This is a genomic window from Flavobacterium sp. PL11 (assembly GCF_035985025.1).
In the GTDB taxonomy this organism is placed as follows: domain Bacteria; phylum Bacteroidota; class Bacteroidia; order Flavobacteriales; family Flavobacteriaceae; genus Flavobacterium.
In genome coordinates, this window is the sequence record NZ_JAXCIA010000001.1 from 333,107 (window position 1) to 349,875 (window position 16,769).

Here is a 16,769-nt window from a genome sequence, read left to right on the forward strand (position 1 = left end):
ACTGTCAAAATAACTATAATAGTTATATTTATCAAAAGTTAATATATTACAACCACTTAGTTTTATAAAATTAATAAAAAAGTAAACTCCATTAAGTCATAATAACAATTGATTAATGCAAGTAAAATAATGCCGTTTTTAAATTAAATCAGAAATACAACATAATATAAATTGTTAATTTAAACTTTCGTACGCGATGCTCAAATGTTAATAGTAAAAGTGTACATTATTAAATGCAGTTGTTTCTTTATTATAAAATCTAAAGTTAAACTTAACAAAAAACAACAAAAAAAAAGTCCTTTTGATACCAATCAAAAGGACTTTTTTTTTAAATTTATTAACGTCTTACAAAAAACAATTCAATAACTATTATTCATGATTATGAAATGCTTTTTTATTAAAAACTATTAAAATACCTACTCCTGTTGAAATTGCCATATCAGCAATGTTAAAAATGGCATTGAAAAAAGTAAAGTCTTTTCCTCCCCAAATAGGCAACCAACTTGGTAAAATTCCACTCCAAAAAGGGAAATATAACATATCTACCACTTTACCATGAAACAAAGTGCCATAAGGCTGATCAGAAAATAATGTCGCTACTTCGTAATGACTATCATTGAATATGATACCATATAGTACAGAATCTATAATGTTACCAAAAGCTCCAGCAAGTATTAAAGAAATTGCGACAATCAAAAAATTAGAACTGTCCTTTTTTACTACCGAATCCCACAGCCAATATCCTATTCCTACAACGGCTACTAATCTAAAAAGTGTTAGAAATAATTTCCCGTACTCCCCTGGTATTTCTGTTCCCCAAGCCATTCCTTCATTCTCAATAAAAAGAATTTTGAACCACTTAAACACTTCCACTTCTTCACCTAAAACAAAATTAGTTTTAATATAAATTTTAGAAACTTGATCGACAAGTAGAATAATAAAAATAAGGAGATAGGCTTTTCTTAATGACATTTTATAAAATTTGATGGCAAAAGTAATCAAAATCTAAAAAGTAAATTCCAAATTCCAATAATTAATAGTTATTATTGAAGTTTGGAATTTTAAATTAGAATCTAAAATTTATTATCGTTGTAAGTTCTTTGCTTCGATACTCATAGTTGCATGAGGAACAATTCGTAGTCTATCTTTCCCAATTAACTTACCTGTAACTTTACAAACGCCGTATGTTTTATTCTCCACACGGAAAAGTGCATTTTTTAAGTCACGAAGAAACTTTTCTTGGCGGATCGCTAATTGTGAGTTGGCCTCTTTTGACATGGTCTCACTTCCTTCTTCAAAGGCTTTAAATGTAGGCGAAGTATCATCAGTTCCATTATTCAAGTCATTCATATAAGCACTTTTGATCAAATCTAAATCTGATTGTGCTTTTTGCATTTTGTTCAATATAATTTCTTTGAACTCTGCTAAATCTAGATCAGAGTATCTTGCGGTTTGGTTAGTCATTTTTATATTATTTAGAAATTAATATCCTTGTTTTTATTTCGTCAAATTCAATTTCGGTTCCATTTTCAAGTTCATCAATAAAAACTAATTCATTAGTTAATGTTTCTGATTTAATATAGTTTTCATTTTGAAGAATCGCTGTTTCTAAAATTCCATTTCTCTTTAATTGCACTTTGATTTTATCAGTAACTTCAAATCCAGAATCTTTACGAATATTTTGAATTCTGTTTACTAATTCTCTTGCAATTCCTTCATATTTCAACTCTTCCGTCAAAGTAATATCAAGGGCAACCGTTATACCATTGGCGTTAGCGACAAGCCAACCCTCTATATCTTGTGATGTAATTTCTACATCTTCTAGCGTTAAAAATACATTATTTTCTGCAATAACAATCTCTAAACTTCCTTTCTTATCAAACTGATTTAACTGTTCTTTTGATAAATTTTGTATCTCCTTAGAAACCAGTCCTATATCTTTTCCGAAACGGGGTCCAAGGACTTTAAAATTAGGTTTTATTTGTTTGACTAAAATCCCAGAAGCATCATCTAAAAGGACGATCTCTTTTACATTTACCTCTGCTTTAATTAAATCGGATACTGCTTCAATTTCTATTCTCTGATTCTCGTCAAGTACTGGAATCATTATCTTTTGTAGAGGCTGACGTACCTTTATCATTTCTTTTTTTCGAAGTGATAAAACTAATGATGAAATAATCTGTGCCTTTTGCATTTTACTCTCCAATGATTTATCTACAAAATTTTCATTATGAATTGGAAATTCGGCCAAATGTACACTGCTAAATTCTTCTGAATGCGTTGCTAAAGTTAAATCTCTGTATAACTTATCCATAAAGAAAGGTGCAATGGGAGCTCCAAGTTTACTAATGGTTAACAAACATGTATATAAAGTTTGGTAAGCGGCGATTTTATCTTGTGCATATTCCCCTTTCCAAAAACGACGACGACATAAACGAACGTACCAGTTACTCAAGTTTTCTTGAACAAATTCTGATATCGCACGTGCTGCTTTTGTGGGCTCATAATCAGCATAAAAACTATCAACTTCTTTTATCAACGTATTCAATTCTGAAATAATCCATTGATCAATTTCAGGTCTTTCATTTAAAGGAACTTCAGCTTCTTCATATTTAAAACCATCGATATTAGCATACAAACTAAAGAAAGAATAGGTGTTATAAAGTGTTCCAAAGAATTTACGACGCACCTCAGCTATTCCTTCTAAGTCAAACTTTAAGTTGTCCCAAGGATTTGCATTGGAAATCATATACCATCGCGTTGCATCTGGACCATACTCTTTTAGTGTTTCAAACGGATCAGCGGCATTTCCTAAACGTTTAGACATTTTCTGTCCATTTTTGTCTAAAACCAAACCATTAGAAACTACATTTTTATAAGCCACTTTATCAAAAACTAAAGTCGCTATTGCATGCAAGGTGTAAAACCAACCACGTGTTTGATCCACTCCTTCAGCGATAAAATCAGCTGGAAAATCTTTATTTTGGTCAATTTTATCCTTGTTTTCAAAAGGATAATGCCACTGTGCATAAGGCATCGAACCCGAATCAAACCAAACATCAATCAAATCAGCTTCACGAGTCATAGGCTTACCAGAAGCAGAAATTAAAGTAATTTGATCGACTACATTTTTATGTAAGTCAACTAAATCATAATTAGATTCAGCCATATTCCCAATTTCAAAACCTTTAAAAGGATTTTCCTTTTGGAAACCAGCAGCAATAGATTTTTCTATTTCGTTATATAATTCTTCGATAGATCCTATTAAAATTTCTTCTTGTTTGTCTTCCGTTCTCCATATCGGCAATGGAATTCCCCAAAACCTTGAACGTGATAAATTCCAATCGTTGGCATTTTTTAACCAATTACCAAAACGTCCTTCTCCCGTTGCTTTTGGCTTCCAGTTGATAGTTTCGTTCAAGTCGAACATTCTATGCTTAACTTCTGAAATTTTTATAAACCAAGAATCTAAAGGATAATATAAAATAGGCTTGTCAGTTCGCCAGCAATGTGGATAACTGTGTACATATTTCTCGACTTTAAATGCTTTGTTTTCTTCTTTTAATTGAATAGCAATTTCTACATCTACAGATCTTTCTGGTGCGTCGCCTTCATTATAATATTCGTTTTTAACATATTTCCCCGATAAATTTCCAAGACCTTGCACAAATCTTCCTTGCAAATCTACTAATGGAACTGGAGTTCCATTGTCATCTAAAACTAGCATTGGTGGAATTTCTGGTGTAGCTTCTTTGGCTACTTTAGCATCATCGGCTCCAAAAGTGGGCGAAGTATGAACTATTCCAGTTCCATCTTCAGTAGTAACAAAATCACCTGCAATTACTCTAAAGGCATTTTTGGCGTTTTGATAAGGTAAAACTAATGGCATTAATTGTTCATAGCTGATATTGACTAAATCAGCACCTTTACATTCTGCAAGGACTTTAAATGGAATTTTTTTATCTCCTTCTTGAAAATTCTCAAAATCAGCAGATTCGGTGCTTTCAAAAAAACCTTTTCCAAATTGTTTTCCAACTAAGTTTTTTGCCAAAATTACAGTCGAAGGACGAAATGTATATTGATTGAATGTTTTTACTAGAGCATATTCAATTTTTGGACCTACAGTCAATGCCGTATTACTTGGCAGTGTCCAAGGAGTTGTAGTCCAAGCTAGGATGAAAATCTCATCTAAATCTAGTGCTTCTAATTTATAATGCAATAAGTTATTTGAACTGATATAATCATAAAACTTAGCAAAAACTAATTCTTTTTGCGAATCAATGACTTTGAACTGCGCTACCACCGTAGTATCTGTGATATCTTTATAACTACCTGGCTGATTAACCTCATGGGATGACAATCCTGTTCCAGCTTTTGGTGAATAAGGCTGTATAGTATAGCCTTTGTACATCAAATCCTTATTGTAAATTTGTTTTAAAAGCCACCAAACCGATTCCATGTATTTGGATTTATAAGTCACATACGGATCTTCCATATCTACCCAATATCCCATTTTTTCAGTCAAATCATTCCACACATCAGTATAACGCATCACGGTTTTTTTACACGCTTCGTTATACTCCTCTATTGAAATGGTTTTTCCAATATCTTCTTTTGTAATTCCTAATTCCTTTTCAGTTCCTAATTCTACAGGCAAACCGTGAGTATCCCAGCCTGCTTTACGCTTTACTTGGAATCCCTTTTGTGTTTTGTATCTACAAAAAATATCTTTAATCGCACGTGCCATTACATGGTGAATTCCTGGCAAACCATTAGCCGAAGGCGGTCCTTCAAAAAAAACGAATGGTTGACTGCCTTCACGTGTAGTTACACTCTTTTCAAATATGTTTTCCTTCTTCCAAAAATCAAGTACTTCTGACGCTACTGTTGGTAAGTCAAGTCCTTTGTATTCAGTAAATTTTGTGCTCATTTTATCCTTTTCTTAAATCGTGGTGCGAAAGTAAGAAATAGTTATGAATTATGAGTTATGAATTATGAGTTGTGAATTATGAGTTATGAATTACGCCTCCCGATTAACGAATCACGCATCACGAATCACGATTTACGCCTCACGAAAAAACCTCTTTCAAAACATCTATAGATTTAGGTTTTTTAAAACCGTCTAGGTGAAAACTGTAATAATCAATTAAAATTTTTAAAACTATTTGCCTCTCTAATACATGAAATACTTTCTTACTATTATCAAATCTAAGATCAATTAGTTTTTTAAATAGATTTGTTTCATGTTCAGTAAGCGAACTAATGGCGTGAAATGGAGTGAAAACACCTTCAATCATTTCGAAAAAAGGCAAATCGATATCTGAAATATCAGGATAAAAACCTAAATATTTAGTAGTTTCTAACATTAAAATCAAATGAAAATTAGCAATCTCATCATGATTGTCTAACCAGTTTAAAGCTGCTTCTAAAAAAGTAAATAATTGCTCATTACTTTCTTCTTCACGAATAGAATGGTGTAAAATTTCAGAAATAAACATCACAATGGTACTTTTATAAATATCATAGTGAATTGAATGAAAAGCGGATGCAATTTTTACCTCTTTAAAATTTTCTAAAGTACCTTTGTTTTTATGAACGGCTTCTATCTCAAGTATCGTCAGTGGCTGAAAATAAGCAATTTTATTTCCTGATCTTCGCGCTGATTTTTTAGAAGAAAAAGCGTCTCTCACCAAATAAGATTTTAAACCATGAGACAATGTAAAACATCGTACAATCAAACCTTTATCTTGAAATTTTAGAGATGAAATAACGATAGCTTTAGTTTTAACTTGCACTTTTAGGAATTTGGAATTTTAATTATTTAAAATTTTTATCGAATTATCATCACTTTTTTGACTTTAGTTTCCACTCCATCTTGAGCAGAAATAAAAATCATATATACTCCTGAAGCTACTTTATAATTACCAAAAGCAGTTGTGTCCCATTCTATCGTTCCTCCTTCGGCAGTGTTTTCATATACTAAATTCCCCGCTATATCAGCGATTTTAATAGTTGCTTTATCGAGTAAACCAGTAATTTTCACGGTGCCTTGATATTCTGGTCGTACTGGATTTGGGTATACATATACATTATTTAAATCCTCGTTTGCAGATGTTGCTGTTCCTTTAAATGAAACTAACCCTTTTGAAGTCGCTATAAAAACCTCTCCGGTAATGCTATTGATATCAATATCATTTATAATATTACTAGGCAATGGTGAATTATTGATTGTAAAATGATATTTAGTTTCTTGACCATTTGGAGACAGTAAAAATAATCCAGAGTCAGCGGTACCAATCCATTTATTATTTGCTCCATCTACAGCAATATCGGTAATAAATTGTTCATATAATAATTCTTGTGGCAAATTATCGTCCATAATGATAATCGGATTAGTAGTTAGTTGACCCTCTGTTTGATAACTACTTACATTAGGTAACACGCGTAATCCTTTATTAGTACCAATCCAGAGTTGATTTCTATTGTCAATAGCAATAGATCGCACATCACGCGAAGGTAAATTTCCAATTTCACTACCTTCGGAAATTAGTTTTAGAATCCCTCCTTTTTCGTCAAACCCAATTACTCCTCTTCTGGATGCAATCCATTTAATGTTATTTTTATCAATAACTAAACCACCAAAAGAGGTTAAATCAGGCAGGACTGATACTAAGGAATAACTTTGCCATTGTCCATTAGTTCTGAGCACTTTAAGTGCTTTTTTAACTAAACTATTAGTAGTCCACAAATTACCTGCTGCATCAAAGACAGGGTTATTAACACGGATATCGTTAGGGTTATTAGCGATTTCGATGTTTTCAAGACCGTTTGGCCCCGTATTTTGTGGTGTTAATAATTGAGTGGGAACATCCTTTACTACTTTTAGTAAACCTGAATAAAAAGAAGATATATAGACTTCATCATTATCTTGAGGATTAATGGCGATATTAGATAAATCTTTGGCACCAAACAATTTTTGATAAGGAATATTCAACCATCCTTTATCAGTAAATTTACTTATTCCATAACTATCTAAAGGATAAGGATTATAATTTCCTGGGAAAAAACCATACACTGCCCACAGTGCAGCAGCTGAAGATTGAAGCGCAAAAACATTATTTCTTAAGGGTCCATTGGGAGTGCTATTTTCAAAATTTCCACCTAAAGAAAGTGATGTACTTAACATTCCATTTTCTTTTGTACCAATAAATATAGAATTCCCAATTACGGTAGCAAAGCTGAAAGTAGCATTTATTTCGGGAATTTGAGCTGCATTAATTTGGCGAGTCAAAAACATTTGATTATCATAAATATAAACGCTAGAAGTAGTCGTTATTATAAAATATGTTGCTGTAGCTTTACTATCTACTATTGATTGAGGAAGTTGATTATAGGTATTAAAAGTATTAGAACCCACAATAAATTTATATATATTCCCTGTAGAATTAATAGCATATAAATTAGATGTAAAGGTTGCTATACTAGACCAATTTCCTAAAAGAACAGTTGTCCATTGTTTAAAATCATTTAAATTTTCATTGGTAATAGCTGCCTTTCTTATTCCATTATTAGTAGCTGCATAAATAAAACCTTCAAACAATGTCGTTTGCATCACCTTAATTTCTGCACCATTATCACCTATATAATAGCTATCGCCAAAAAGCATAGTTTTTAAATTGAACTGAACAATACCAAAATCACACGAGATATAGATTATATCTCCAAATTCCATAAAGTGATTTATTTTCTTGATTTCAGCTGGTAGTTGCTTACTAATAATATCAACAACATTTGCTATTTTTCCATCAGCCTCATTAATGATTATTAGTAATCCGTTTTCGTGGCCCACAATAGTTTTATTCAATTTTTTACTATGATATATTGCAGAAATAGTTTGACCTGAAAGTCCGTCAATAGTATTTGTTGTTTTAATTAAATTTGTATCAAGATTCTTTGAAAATAATGCATTTTCAGATGCGGCAAATACAGTATTTGAAGATTCTGTTAGCCCTTTAATCTCATTAAAAGAAAAGTAACCCTGCCATAATTGTTTTTCTTGTGCAAATCCCAGTTGGATAAAGAGCAGAAATGAGAGATAAAAAATAAGATTTTTCATTATGTATAGTGACATTAAAATACAAATATAGAACAAACGAATTTCTTATCATTTTGTTACAAAAAAAAATGCCTTTCAATAAGAAGTTCTTTAGAAAGGCATTTTAAATTCTAATACATATAATTACACTACACCTTGAGCTAGCATTGCATCTGCTACTTTAACAAATCCTGCAATATTTGCACCTTTTACATAATCAACATGACCTGTTTCATCCATACCATATTTCATACATGAACTATGTATGTCAGTCATAATTTCTTTTAATCTATCGTCTACTTTTTCAAAAGTCCATTTTAATCGCAGTGAATTTTGAGACATTTCAAGACCTGAAGTAGTAACACCGCCAGCATTTGAGGCTTTACCTGGAGCATATAATATTTTAGCATTTTGAAAAACCAGAACAGCTTGAGGTGTAGATGGCATATTAGCACCTTCGGCAACACAAATACAACCATTAGCAATTAAAGCTTTAGCATCTTCAGCATCTAATTCGTTTTGAGTTGCACAAGGTAAAGCAATATCACATTTTACGCCCCATGGACGAGCTCCAACTATATAAGTAGCATTTGGATATTTAGTGACATAATCTTGAATGGTGCCTCTTAATTCATTTTTAAGTTCCATAACATGTGCTAATTTTTCTGAATCAAATCCATCACCATCATAAACATAACCTAAAGAATCTGATAGCGCTACTACCTTGCCACCTAATTCATTTACTTTTTCAGTTGCATATTGCGCTACATTTCCTGATCCAGAAATCACCACTATTTTACCTTTAAAGTTATCTCCTTTTGTGGCTAGCATACTTTGTGCAAAATAAACAGTACCATAACCCGTAGATTGCGGTCTAATCAAGGAACCACCAAAGGAAATTCCCTTACCTGTTAAAACTCCTGTAAATTCATTTTTGATTTTTTTATATTGACCAAACATATAGCCCACTTCCCTAGCGCCAACGCCAATATCACCAGCAGGAACATCAGTATCTGGACCTATATGTCTGCATAATTCATTCATAAAACTTTGGCAAAAACGCATTACTTCAATATCTGATTTCCCTTTTGGATCAAAGTTAGCGCCTCCTTTTCCACCACCCATCGGCAACGTAGTTAAGCTATTTTTAAAAGTTTGCTCAAAGGCTAAAAATTTCAAAATACTTAAATTGACTGAAGGATGAAAACGAATTCCTCCTTTATACGGACCAATAGCAGAATTCATTTGAATGCGATATCCTCTATTTACTTGTGTCTTTCCACTATCATCAATCCATGGCACCCTGAAAATAACAATACGCTCTGCCTCGACCATTCGCTCTAAAAGCATTTTGTTTTGATATTTCTTATTGTTCTCGATAAATGGAATCACAGCTTCTGCAACTTCAATAACTGATTGCATAAACTCAGGTTCATTTGGATTGTTTTTAGTAACCTCATCAATAAAATTAGTGATACTTTGTGACATGGGAGTATGGATTATATATGTTTTGTAAACTCATTTCTTAGTTTTACAAAGATATGGCACAATGAAAACTCTCAAAACTTATTTTAATTTTAGCTTAAGAATTCTGTATTAGTGAAATATCACTATTCAAATTTATTGGTAAGCAACAATGAATTAGTGAATTTTGTGAATTCCGTAATAAAACAAAATTACAAGTTTAATAAAATTTAATAAAATTAGGAAAATACATATATAAATTTCTAAAATTCAATAGCATTAAAGTAATTTTATCTACGAAATAGTGATTGTTATTTTAAAAAAGATCTAAAAGTGATTCTTTTAGACTAAAAGGTGATCTTAAATAAAAAAACCTTCTGCCATAAATGACAGAAGGTTTTCAATTGAAAATTAAAATATTTTATACTACACCTTGTGCAAGCATGGCATCAGCAACTTTTACAAAACCAGCAATATTTGCTCCTTTTACATAATTTACATATCCTTCCCCATCAGCACCATATTTTTTACATTGATTATGAATTCCTACCATAATTTCTTTTAATCTAGAATCTACCTCTTCACTAGTCCAATTCAAACGTATTGAGTTTTGTGTCATCTCTAATCCAGACGCTGCTACTCCACCAGCATTAGCTGCTTTACCGGGAGCAAAAAGGACTTTCGCATTTAAAAATTCTTTAATAGCCCCTAAAGTACTTGGCATATTAGCTGCTTCGGTAACGCACATTACACCATTAGCAATTAATTTTTTAGCATCTTCTTCCAATAACTCGTTTTGAGTAGCACATGGAATTGCCACATCAACTTTTACCTCCCACACACTTCTACCTTTATGGAAAACCGCATTAGGAAACTTTTCTAAATAGGATTCTACTTTATTATCTCCTCTAGCTCTCATATCAACCATAAAGTCGATTTTCTCTCCTGATATACCTTCTTCATCATAAATATATCCATCAGGTCCAGAAATTGTCACCAATTTTCCACCAAGGTCATTCACTTTTAGGGCCACGCCCCAAGCTACATTACCAAATCCTGAAATTGCAACTCTTTTACCTTTGATGGTTTCTCCAATAGTTTGCAACATTTGTTCTGTGAAATATACGACGCCGTAACCTGTTGCTTCTGGACGAATTAATGAACCTCCATAAGCCAATCCTTTACCCGTTAAAACACCTGTAAATTCATTTCGTATTCTTTTATATTGTCCAAATAAATATCCTATTTCTCTAGCTCCAACACCTATGTCACCAGCAGGCACATCTAATTGTGGTCCTATATGTCTACATAATTCAGTCATATAAGATTGGCAAAAACGCATCACTTCACCATCCGATTTGCCTTGAGGATCAAAATCAGATCCTCCTTTTCCACCACCCATTGGAAGTGTTGTTAAACTATTTTTAAAAACTTGTTCAAAAGCTAAGAATTTCAGTACCGATAAGTTTACCGTATGATGAAAACGAATTCCTCCCTTGTAAGGTCCAATAGCTGAATTCATCTGAATTCTAAAGCCTCTATTTACCTGAATTCCTCCTTGATCATCTACCCACGGAACGCGAAAAATAATAGAACGTTCTGGCTCAGCCATTCGTAAAAGTAGATTCTTTCCGTCATATTTTTTTTGTGTCGCAATAAATGGGATTACTGTTTCAGCAAACTCTCTAACTGCTTGAATGAATTCAGGTTCATTCGGATTCTTGGCTTCAACCTGAGCCATAAATTCATCTATTTTTGGTAACATAAACTATAATATTAAATTAAGAAAACGATTTCGTATTGTATGACAAATATACATCATAATAAAAATATTTACACTCGGTTTTATTATTACCTATAGAATTATCTTTTTAACAAAGATTCACAATGAATTATGTTTTTTTATAACATTAATATAACAAATGATTCATTTTTTCATAAAGAAAATAGACTCTATCCTACTTTTTAATTTTTAAATATTAAAAATCAAATCTTGTTTTATATATTTGTTAGTATTCCAAAATTTTATTGACAAATGATAAAGCAACTTTTATATTGTTTAATACTATTGTTTGGATCTTTTTCTACCGTTAAAGCACAATTTAATGGTTTTTCACAAGAGATAGGAATTATTGCAGGGCCCATAACATTCCAGTCCGACTATGGACAACGCAGCAATTTAGCTACAACCGCTGGAAATACAGGATTAGGGATTGGAATAATACACTACTTAAATTTCTCCTACACAACTGATTGTAATTGTTACACTAACAACACTTATTTTAATGATCATTTTAAAGTACGATCAGAGCTGTCCTATAATAAAACGGAATTACAACATTTTGGAAAATGGGTTTCCTCAAATAAAAATTCACTTACTAGCCGACAATTAAAAGCAATGAGAGGAAGCACTGCGCTAACTAATCTTGGAGTTCAATTAGAATATTTTCCATTGAGTATTCGTGATTTTAGTGTTAGTGTGGGTAGTTTAATACCATTTATAGGTTTTGGTACGCAATTTAGTTTTTACACTTCTAAAGCCTCTTCTTCTTTGGGTCCATTAGGAACTAAATTAACAACTATTCCAAAATATTTAACCCCCAGTGATGGGCGAACTTTCGGATTTTCGACCGAAGGTAAAAACGTTTGGTCTTTAGTGTCAAATGTAGGCGTACGATATAAACTTGCACCACTTTCAGACTTAATGATTGATCTGCGATTTCAATATTTTTTTTCAAATTGGGTCGATGGTTTAAACCCAAATCCCGAATTATATCCAGAGAATAAAGCTAACGATGGGTTGATTTGGATTAATCTTGGTTATATTTATTACCTATAATGTGTATTTAAGTCTTTTATAAAAGTAAAAACTCCAATTCAAAATTTTAAATTGGAGTTTTTACTTAATGATAATTTATACTTATGCTAATGCTTGTTTTAAATCCTCAATTAAATCCTCAGCATCTTCAATACCTACACTTAATCGAACTAGATCATCTGTAATTCCTATTTCTTTTCGCTTTTCTTCAGGAATTGATGCATGTGTCATCAATGCAGGATGATTTGCTAATGATTCCACTCCACCTAAAGATTCCGCAAGTGTAAAAACTTTTACTTTTTCTAGAAAGTCAATGGCATCTTCTTTTTTACCTGAAATAAAAGTAAAAGAGACCATTCCTCCAAAACCACTCATTTGTTTTTTAGCAATTTCGTGATACGGATGGCTTGGTAGTCCTGGATAATAAACGGTTTTAACTTTAGGATGATTGTTTAAAAATTCAACTACTTTTCCTCCATTTTCGCAATGTCTTTGAACTCTCAAGTGCAATGTTTTTATTCCTCTTAAAACAAGAAAACTGTCCATTGGTCCAAGTGTTGCTCCTGTTGCAAACTGCTGAAAATGCAACTGCTCGCCAAGAGCTTCGTCTTTTACAACAAGTGCACCAGCAATAACATCAGAATGTCCTCCAAGATATTTTGTTGCCGAGTGCATTACAATATCAGCTCCTAAATCTAGTGGTTTTTGCAAATATGGAGTTGCAAACGTATTGTCTACCGCAAAAAGGATTTTTTTCGCTTTTGTGATTTTAGCAATTTCCTGAATATCGGCCAATTTCATCAAAGGATTTGTTGGCGTTTCTACCCAAACTAATTTGGTGTTTTCATTGATTAACGATTTAAATTTTTCTAAATCATTCATATCAACAAAATGAAATTTTATGCCTGAATCTTTGTAGATACGTGTGAACATTCTATAAGTTCCACCGTATAAATCATCCATGGCAATAATTTCATCGCCTGCTTTGAAAGAACGCAACACGCAGTCAGTTGCTGCTAAACCTGATGAAAAAGCTAAACCACGAGTTCCATTCTCTATACTTGCTAATGCATTTTCAAGAGCAGTTCGAGTAGGATTTGCAGCTCTACTGTATTCGTAATCTGGATTTAAAGGCTGCCCAGGACTTGTTTGTATAAATGTTGATGTTTGATAAACAGGTGGCATAACAGCACCTGTGCTTGGGTCGTGATGTTGCCCACCGTGAATAACTTTAGTATTGAATTTCATATATTTAAAATTTATTTTTTAACGTCGTAACTACTTTTGAATAGTTTGTGATTTATTTACCCACTCAAATTTTTAATTGCATTCTCACAAACAATACTTTTATAAGTGATATAAACAATTATTATGGCATATAACTGTCGTCGCTTAATTACTTATATGCTTTTAATTTGAAAAAACACAATTACCATTTAATAGAATGCTTTCTCTAGATGATTAAAGATTATATTTATAGCTAATATGACTTATATGTTAAAATAAACGGCATTTATTTTCTTCTAGTTGCTTACTTGATATCTTTTGCAAATTTACTTTTTATTTTCTGTAAGCAAGAAACAACTAAGTACCTTTGTTTTTAATTAACATTTTTTTAATGAAATACGCTGTAATGCTTAGTTTGCTTCTTTTTTCAGTAGCACAATGTTCCAATGAATTGGTTTTTGAAGAACAATACTATCAAAAAAAATCAAATCTAAACTGTACTGATAATTGCCCTTCAATAACGGTCAAAATTCCTATTGCTAATGGAATTCCTATTGTAGCAGATAGTATCAATAAGAAAGTGTTTTTAGTTTTAAAGCAGATCATTTACTTTGGCGAAAAGCCATATACCTCAAAAGATTACACTAGTTTATTATCCTCTTTTATTGATTCTTATGAAAAACTAAAAAAGAATTCCCAAACGATAAATTTGGTTGGGAAGGAGAGATAAAAGGTAGTGTTACGTATCAATCAGCGAATATTATGAATATAAAAATTGATCATTATACATTTACCGGTGGTGCTCATGGTTATCAAGGGCAGCGTTCTTTACTATTTAATACTAACACAGGAAAATCAATTTCTAATAATGAGTTATTTGTAGATCAAGATGTTTTTAAGGCTTTTGCGAAAAAAAATTTAGAGCTCAATATAATATTCCTGCTCATAAAGAGATTAATTCAGGCGGTTTAATGTTTGAGAACGAAAGATTCCAACTGCCACAAAATATTTTCTTCACTGACACTGGTTTACTTCTGTACTACAATATTTACGAAATTGCCTCTTATGCCGATGGCGCAACGGAAATGCTATTTCCTTACACTGAAGTGAATGAATTTTTGAATTTGAAATAATTTATATCAGTTTTCTAAATCCTAACAAATAGTGAAACCGTCGGATTAATTTTATCAAGCGACACAGGGGGAATCTCTATAATGAGAGCAACTAACACAGATTCCCCAAGCTCCAGCTGCGCGAAGTGTTCTTTAAAATAAAAGTTCTTAAAAGTCTAGGCTGCTGTGCGAATGTCTCCGACTTCGCACCCATTCCAATATGCAACAAACGCAAGCAGTTAATTATAATAAAAAAAACGATTATATTTGATAAAAAAGCGAGTTTCTGTAGGAGTGACTGAAGGCTAAAACAACTCCCAGCTCTCCGAAGTGTTCCTTAGAAAATTAAAAGTTCTTAAAAGTCTAGCCTGCTGTGCGAATGTCTCTGACTTCGCACCCATTCCAAATAGCAGTATAGACAAGTACTTATTTGAAATAAAAAAAAACGGATATATTTGATAAAAAAGCGATGTCAGATGGCTTCAAAATAAGAGATCAAACTTTACCACATTTCATAACGGCAACCGTTGTAGATTGGGTTGATGTTTTATAAAAACATGCTACAGAGATTTAGTTGTAGCATACTTAAATTTCTGCATAAGAGAAAAGGCTATGGTTTTATAGGGATATGTCATTATAAGCAATCATATACACATTATTATGCAATCTGGCGATGGAGATTTATCTGGTTTGCTTCGAGATTTTAAAAAATTCACAGCTTCAAAAATTTTAGAAAAAATAAAATCAGATCCACAGAGTAGAAGAGAATGGATATTGGAGCGTGTTAAATTAGCAACCGTCGGTCATTCTAGAAACAAGAATTATCAGTTTTGGCAGTATGGCAATCATCCAGAAGAAATTTACAGCAACAAATTTATGTGGTCAAAGCTGGATTATATTCATCTCAATCCTGTCCGCGCTGGTATTGTTGAGAAAGCAGCTCATTATATTTATTCTATTGCCAGTAATTATGTTTCAGATTCTGGATTATTAAAAATTGAAAAAGCAGATATTCCTATTGTTGATGTGTTGAATTTGAATAATTTTACTAAATACAATGAATATTGAGTTTGATAAAGTTGGAATAGAATATTGGAATAGGTACGAAGTAGGAGACATTCGCACAGCAATAGTAAGAAATACTATTTTGTTATGAAGCACACTTCGCAGAGCGATGACATTCGCACAGCAATCTTGAGAATCACTGTTTTGTTATAAAGAACACTCCGCAGAGCGGGTGTTAAGGCAGGAGCTAAAGCATTTGGTGGTGCTGATTTAGGATATTCATACTCAAAAGATGGAAATACAGGACATGGATGGCATTCACTAAGCGCATCTGTAGATATTGGGTTTGAAGCAAGCCCTTTAACAGCTCTGAATGTAAAGGTAGTCTCTCAATACAATTTTTTACAAGTTCATACTGGAACTGGGAAATGGTGTACTAATGAGTAATTTAACAAATATATTTTCTAATGATTGAGCCAATTATAGGTTTTTCTATTTTTTTAACTTTAGTAGTATTGTTTATTCGTAACACTAACAATTCATTAGAAAAGGAATACGACATAATAATTGAAAGCCTAAATGATAATTTAAAATTATTCATTGAGCAAGCTAAATGCTCCAATACTACTTTAGGAATTAATAATCGTGGCTATTTATTCAAAAATTGTGATTTGTATCTTACGAATGATGCATTGATAATATTTGGTTACACAAAAGACAGCTTCTTTAAACAATTGTCAAAACCAATTATTTTGACTAAAGAAATAACTAAATACAAAAATAAATTTTCATTTGCTATAGTCAAATATTTTGAGAACATAGTTTATAATCCTAACGATAAATATATCTACATTAAATTTGGCGAAGTCGGATTAACAGAAACATTTGTCAAATTTAAAATTGAAATATGCTCTGAATCAGATAAAAATAACATAAAATTAATAACTGATAACTTTTAGTCTGCCCTGCATTCTTATGAATCTCCCAGGCTGCCGCAAGGGTCACGCTTGTGCAGACAAAGTAAAGGTTATAAAAAAACAAGCAAGTG

General features: G+C 32.1%; 14 protein-coding genes. 6 read left to right on the top strand and 8 right to left on the bottom strand.

Annotation, left to right across the window (positions count from 1 at the left end; all coding sequences use genetic code 11):
- Positions 1 to 369: 369 nt before the first annotated feature.
- From RCH18_RS01290 to gdhA (RCH18_RS01320), 7 genes are all read right to left on the bottom strand, one after another.
- Positions 370 to 972, bottom strand: coding sequence for a lipoprotein signal peptidase (locus tag RCH18_RS01290; RefSeq protein WP_326934948.1), 603 nt, complete (start codon positions 970 to 972; stop codon positions 370 to 372).
- Between the two features lie 111 nt (positions 973 to 1,083).
- Entirely contained in the window at positions 1,084 to 1,464 is a 381-nt protein-coding gene (locus RCH18_RS01295) for a TraR/DksA family transcriptional regulator (protein WP_326934949.1), read from the bottom strand.
- Between the two features lie 7 nt (positions 1,465 to 1,471).
- Positions 1,472 to 4,930, bottom strand: coding sequence for an isoleucine--tRNA ligase (gene ileS / locus RCH18_RS01300; protein WP_326934950.1), 3,459 nt, complete (start codon positions 4,928 to 4,930; stop codon positions 1,472 to 1,474).
- Positions 4,931 to 5,069: 139 nt separating this feature from the next.
- Entirely contained in the window at positions 5,070 to 5,795 is a 726-nt protein-coding gene (recO, locus tag RCH18_RS01305) for a DNA repair protein RecO (protein WP_326934951.1), read from the bottom strand.
- 35 nt (positions 5,796 to 5,830) lie between these two features.
- Complete coding sequence (porZ, locus tag RCH18_RS01310; protein ID WP_326934952.1) at positions 5,831 to 8,116, bottom strand: type IX secretion system anionic LPS delivery protein PorZ; 2,286 nt, start codon at positions 8,114 to 8,116, stop codon at positions 5,831 to 5,833.
- 123 nt (positions 8,117 to 8,239) lie between these two features.
- A complete protein-coding gene (gene gdhA, locus RCH18_RS01315) occupies positions 8,240 to 9,583 on the bottom strand; it encodes an NADP-specific glutamate dehydrogenase (protein ID WP_326934953.1) in 1,344 nt (447 codons plus the stop codon).
- A gap of 397 nt (positions 9,584 to 9,980) precedes the next feature.
- A complete protein-coding gene (gene gdhA / locus RCH18_RS01320) occupies positions 9,981 to 11,324 on the bottom strand; it encodes an NADP-specific glutamate dehydrogenase (protein WP_326934954.1) in 1,344 nt (447 codons plus the stop codon).
- 270 nt (positions 11,325 to 11,594) lie between these two features.
- Here gdhA (RCH18_RS01320) and RCH18_RS01325 point away from each other — a divergent pair, with 270 nt between their 5' ends.
- Entirely contained in the window at positions 11,595 to 12,398 is an 804-nt protein-coding gene (locus RCH18_RS01325; protein ID WP_326934955.1) for a THC0290_0291 family protein, read from the top strand.
- 81 nt (positions 12,399 to 12,479) lie between these two features.
- On the opposite strand, the gene RCH18_RS01330 is transcribed toward RCH18_RS01325, so the two are convergent.
- On the bottom strand, positions 12,480 to 13,625 hold the full coding sequence (locus RCH18_RS01330) for a cystathionine gamma-synthase (RefSeq protein ID WP_326934956.1): 1,146 nt from the start codon (positions 13,623 to 13,625) through the stop codon (positions 12,480 to 12,482).
- A 370-nt stretch (positions 13,626 to 13,995) separates the two neighbouring features.
- Here RCH18_RS01330 and RCH18_RS01335 point away from each other — a divergent pair, with 370 nt between their 5' ends.
- The 5 genes from RCH18_RS01335 to RCH18_RS01355 all read left to right on the top strand — a co-directional run bounded on the left by RCH18_RS01335 (position 13,996) and on the right by RCH18_RS01355 (position 16,680).
- Positions 13,996 to 14,334 (top strand): hypothetical protein, encoded by a 339-nt coding sequence (locus RCH18_RS01335; protein ID WP_326934957.1) that lies wholly within the window; start codon positions 13,996 to 13,998, stop codon positions 14,332 to 14,334.
- Positions 14,335 to 14,366: 32 nt separating this feature from the next.
- A complete protein-coding gene (locus RCH18_RS01340) occupies positions 14,367 to 14,576 on the top strand; it encodes a hypothetical protein (protein ID WP_326934958.1) in 210 nt (69 codons plus the stop codon).
- Positions 14,558 to 14,737, top strand: a complete 180-nt coding sequence (locus RCH18_RS01345) for an RsiV family protein (RefSeq protein WP_326935009.1) — start codon at positions 14,558 to 14,560, stop codon at positions 14,735 to 14,737. The genes RCH18_RS01340 and RCH18_RS01345 overlap by 19 nt, the downstream gene beginning before the upstream one ends.
- A 639-nt stretch (positions 14,738 to 15,376) precedes the next feature.
- Positions 15,377 to 15,784: a hypothetical protein gene (locus RCH18_RS01350; protein WP_326934959.1), complete on the top strand. Its 408-nt coding sequence runs from the start codon at positions 15,377 to 15,379 to the stop codon at positions 15,782 to 15,784.
- Between the two features lie 404 nt (positions 15,785 to 16,188).
- Positions 16,189 to 16,680 (top strand): hypothetical protein, encoded by a 492-nt coding sequence (locus tag RCH18_RS01355; protein WP_326934960.1) that lies wholly within the window; start codon positions 16,189 to 16,191, stop codon positions 16,678 to 16,680.
- Positions 16,681 to 16,769: the final 89 nt, after the last annotated feature.

Coding starts and splice junctions, on each gene's coding strand:
- RCH18_RS01350 (WP_326934959.1), top strand. CDS start 15,377: ATGCAATCTGGCGATGGAGATTTATCTGGTTTGCTTCGAGATTTTAAA.
- RCH18_RS01335 (WP_326934957.1), top strand. CDS start 13,996: ATGAAATACGCTGTAATGCTTAGTTTGCTTCTTTTTTCAGTAGCACAA.
- RCH18_RS01355 (WP_326934960.1), top strand. CDS start 16,189: ATGATTGAGCCAATTATAGGTTTTTCTATTTTTTTAACTTTAGTAGTA.
- gdhA (WP_326934954.1), bottom strand. CDS start 11,324: ATGTTACCAAAAATAGATGAATTTATGGCTCAGGTTGAAGCCAAGAAT.
- RCH18_RS01295 (WP_326934949.1), bottom strand. CDS start 1,464: ATGACTAACCAAACCGCAAGATACTCTGATCTAGATTTAGCAGAGTTC.
- porZ (WP_326934952.1), bottom strand. CDS start 8,116: ATGAAAAATCTTATTTTTTATCTCTCATTTCTGCTCTTTATCCAACTG.
- RCH18_RS01290 (WP_326934948.1), bottom strand. CDS start 972: ATGTCATTAAGAAAAGCCTATCTCCTTATTTTTATTATTCTACTTGTC.
- RCH18_RS01330 (WP_326934956.1), bottom strand. CDS start 13,625: ATGAAATTCAATACTAAAGTTATTCACGGTGGGCAACATCACGACCCA.
- RCH18_RS01340 (WP_326934958.1), top strand. CDS start 14,367: ATGAATATAAAAATTGATCATTATACATTTACCGGTGGTGCTCATGGT.
- RCH18_RS01325 (WP_326934955.1), top strand. CDS start 11,595: ATGATAAAGCAACTTTTATATTGTTTAATACTATTGTTTGGATCTTTT.
- ileS (WP_326934950.1), bottom strand. CDS start 4,930: ATGAGCACAAAATTTACTGAATACAAAGGACTTGACTTACCAACAGTA.
- gdhA (WP_326934953.1), bottom strand. CDS start 9,583: ATGTCACAAAGTATCACTAATTTTATTGATGAGGTTACTAAAAACAAT.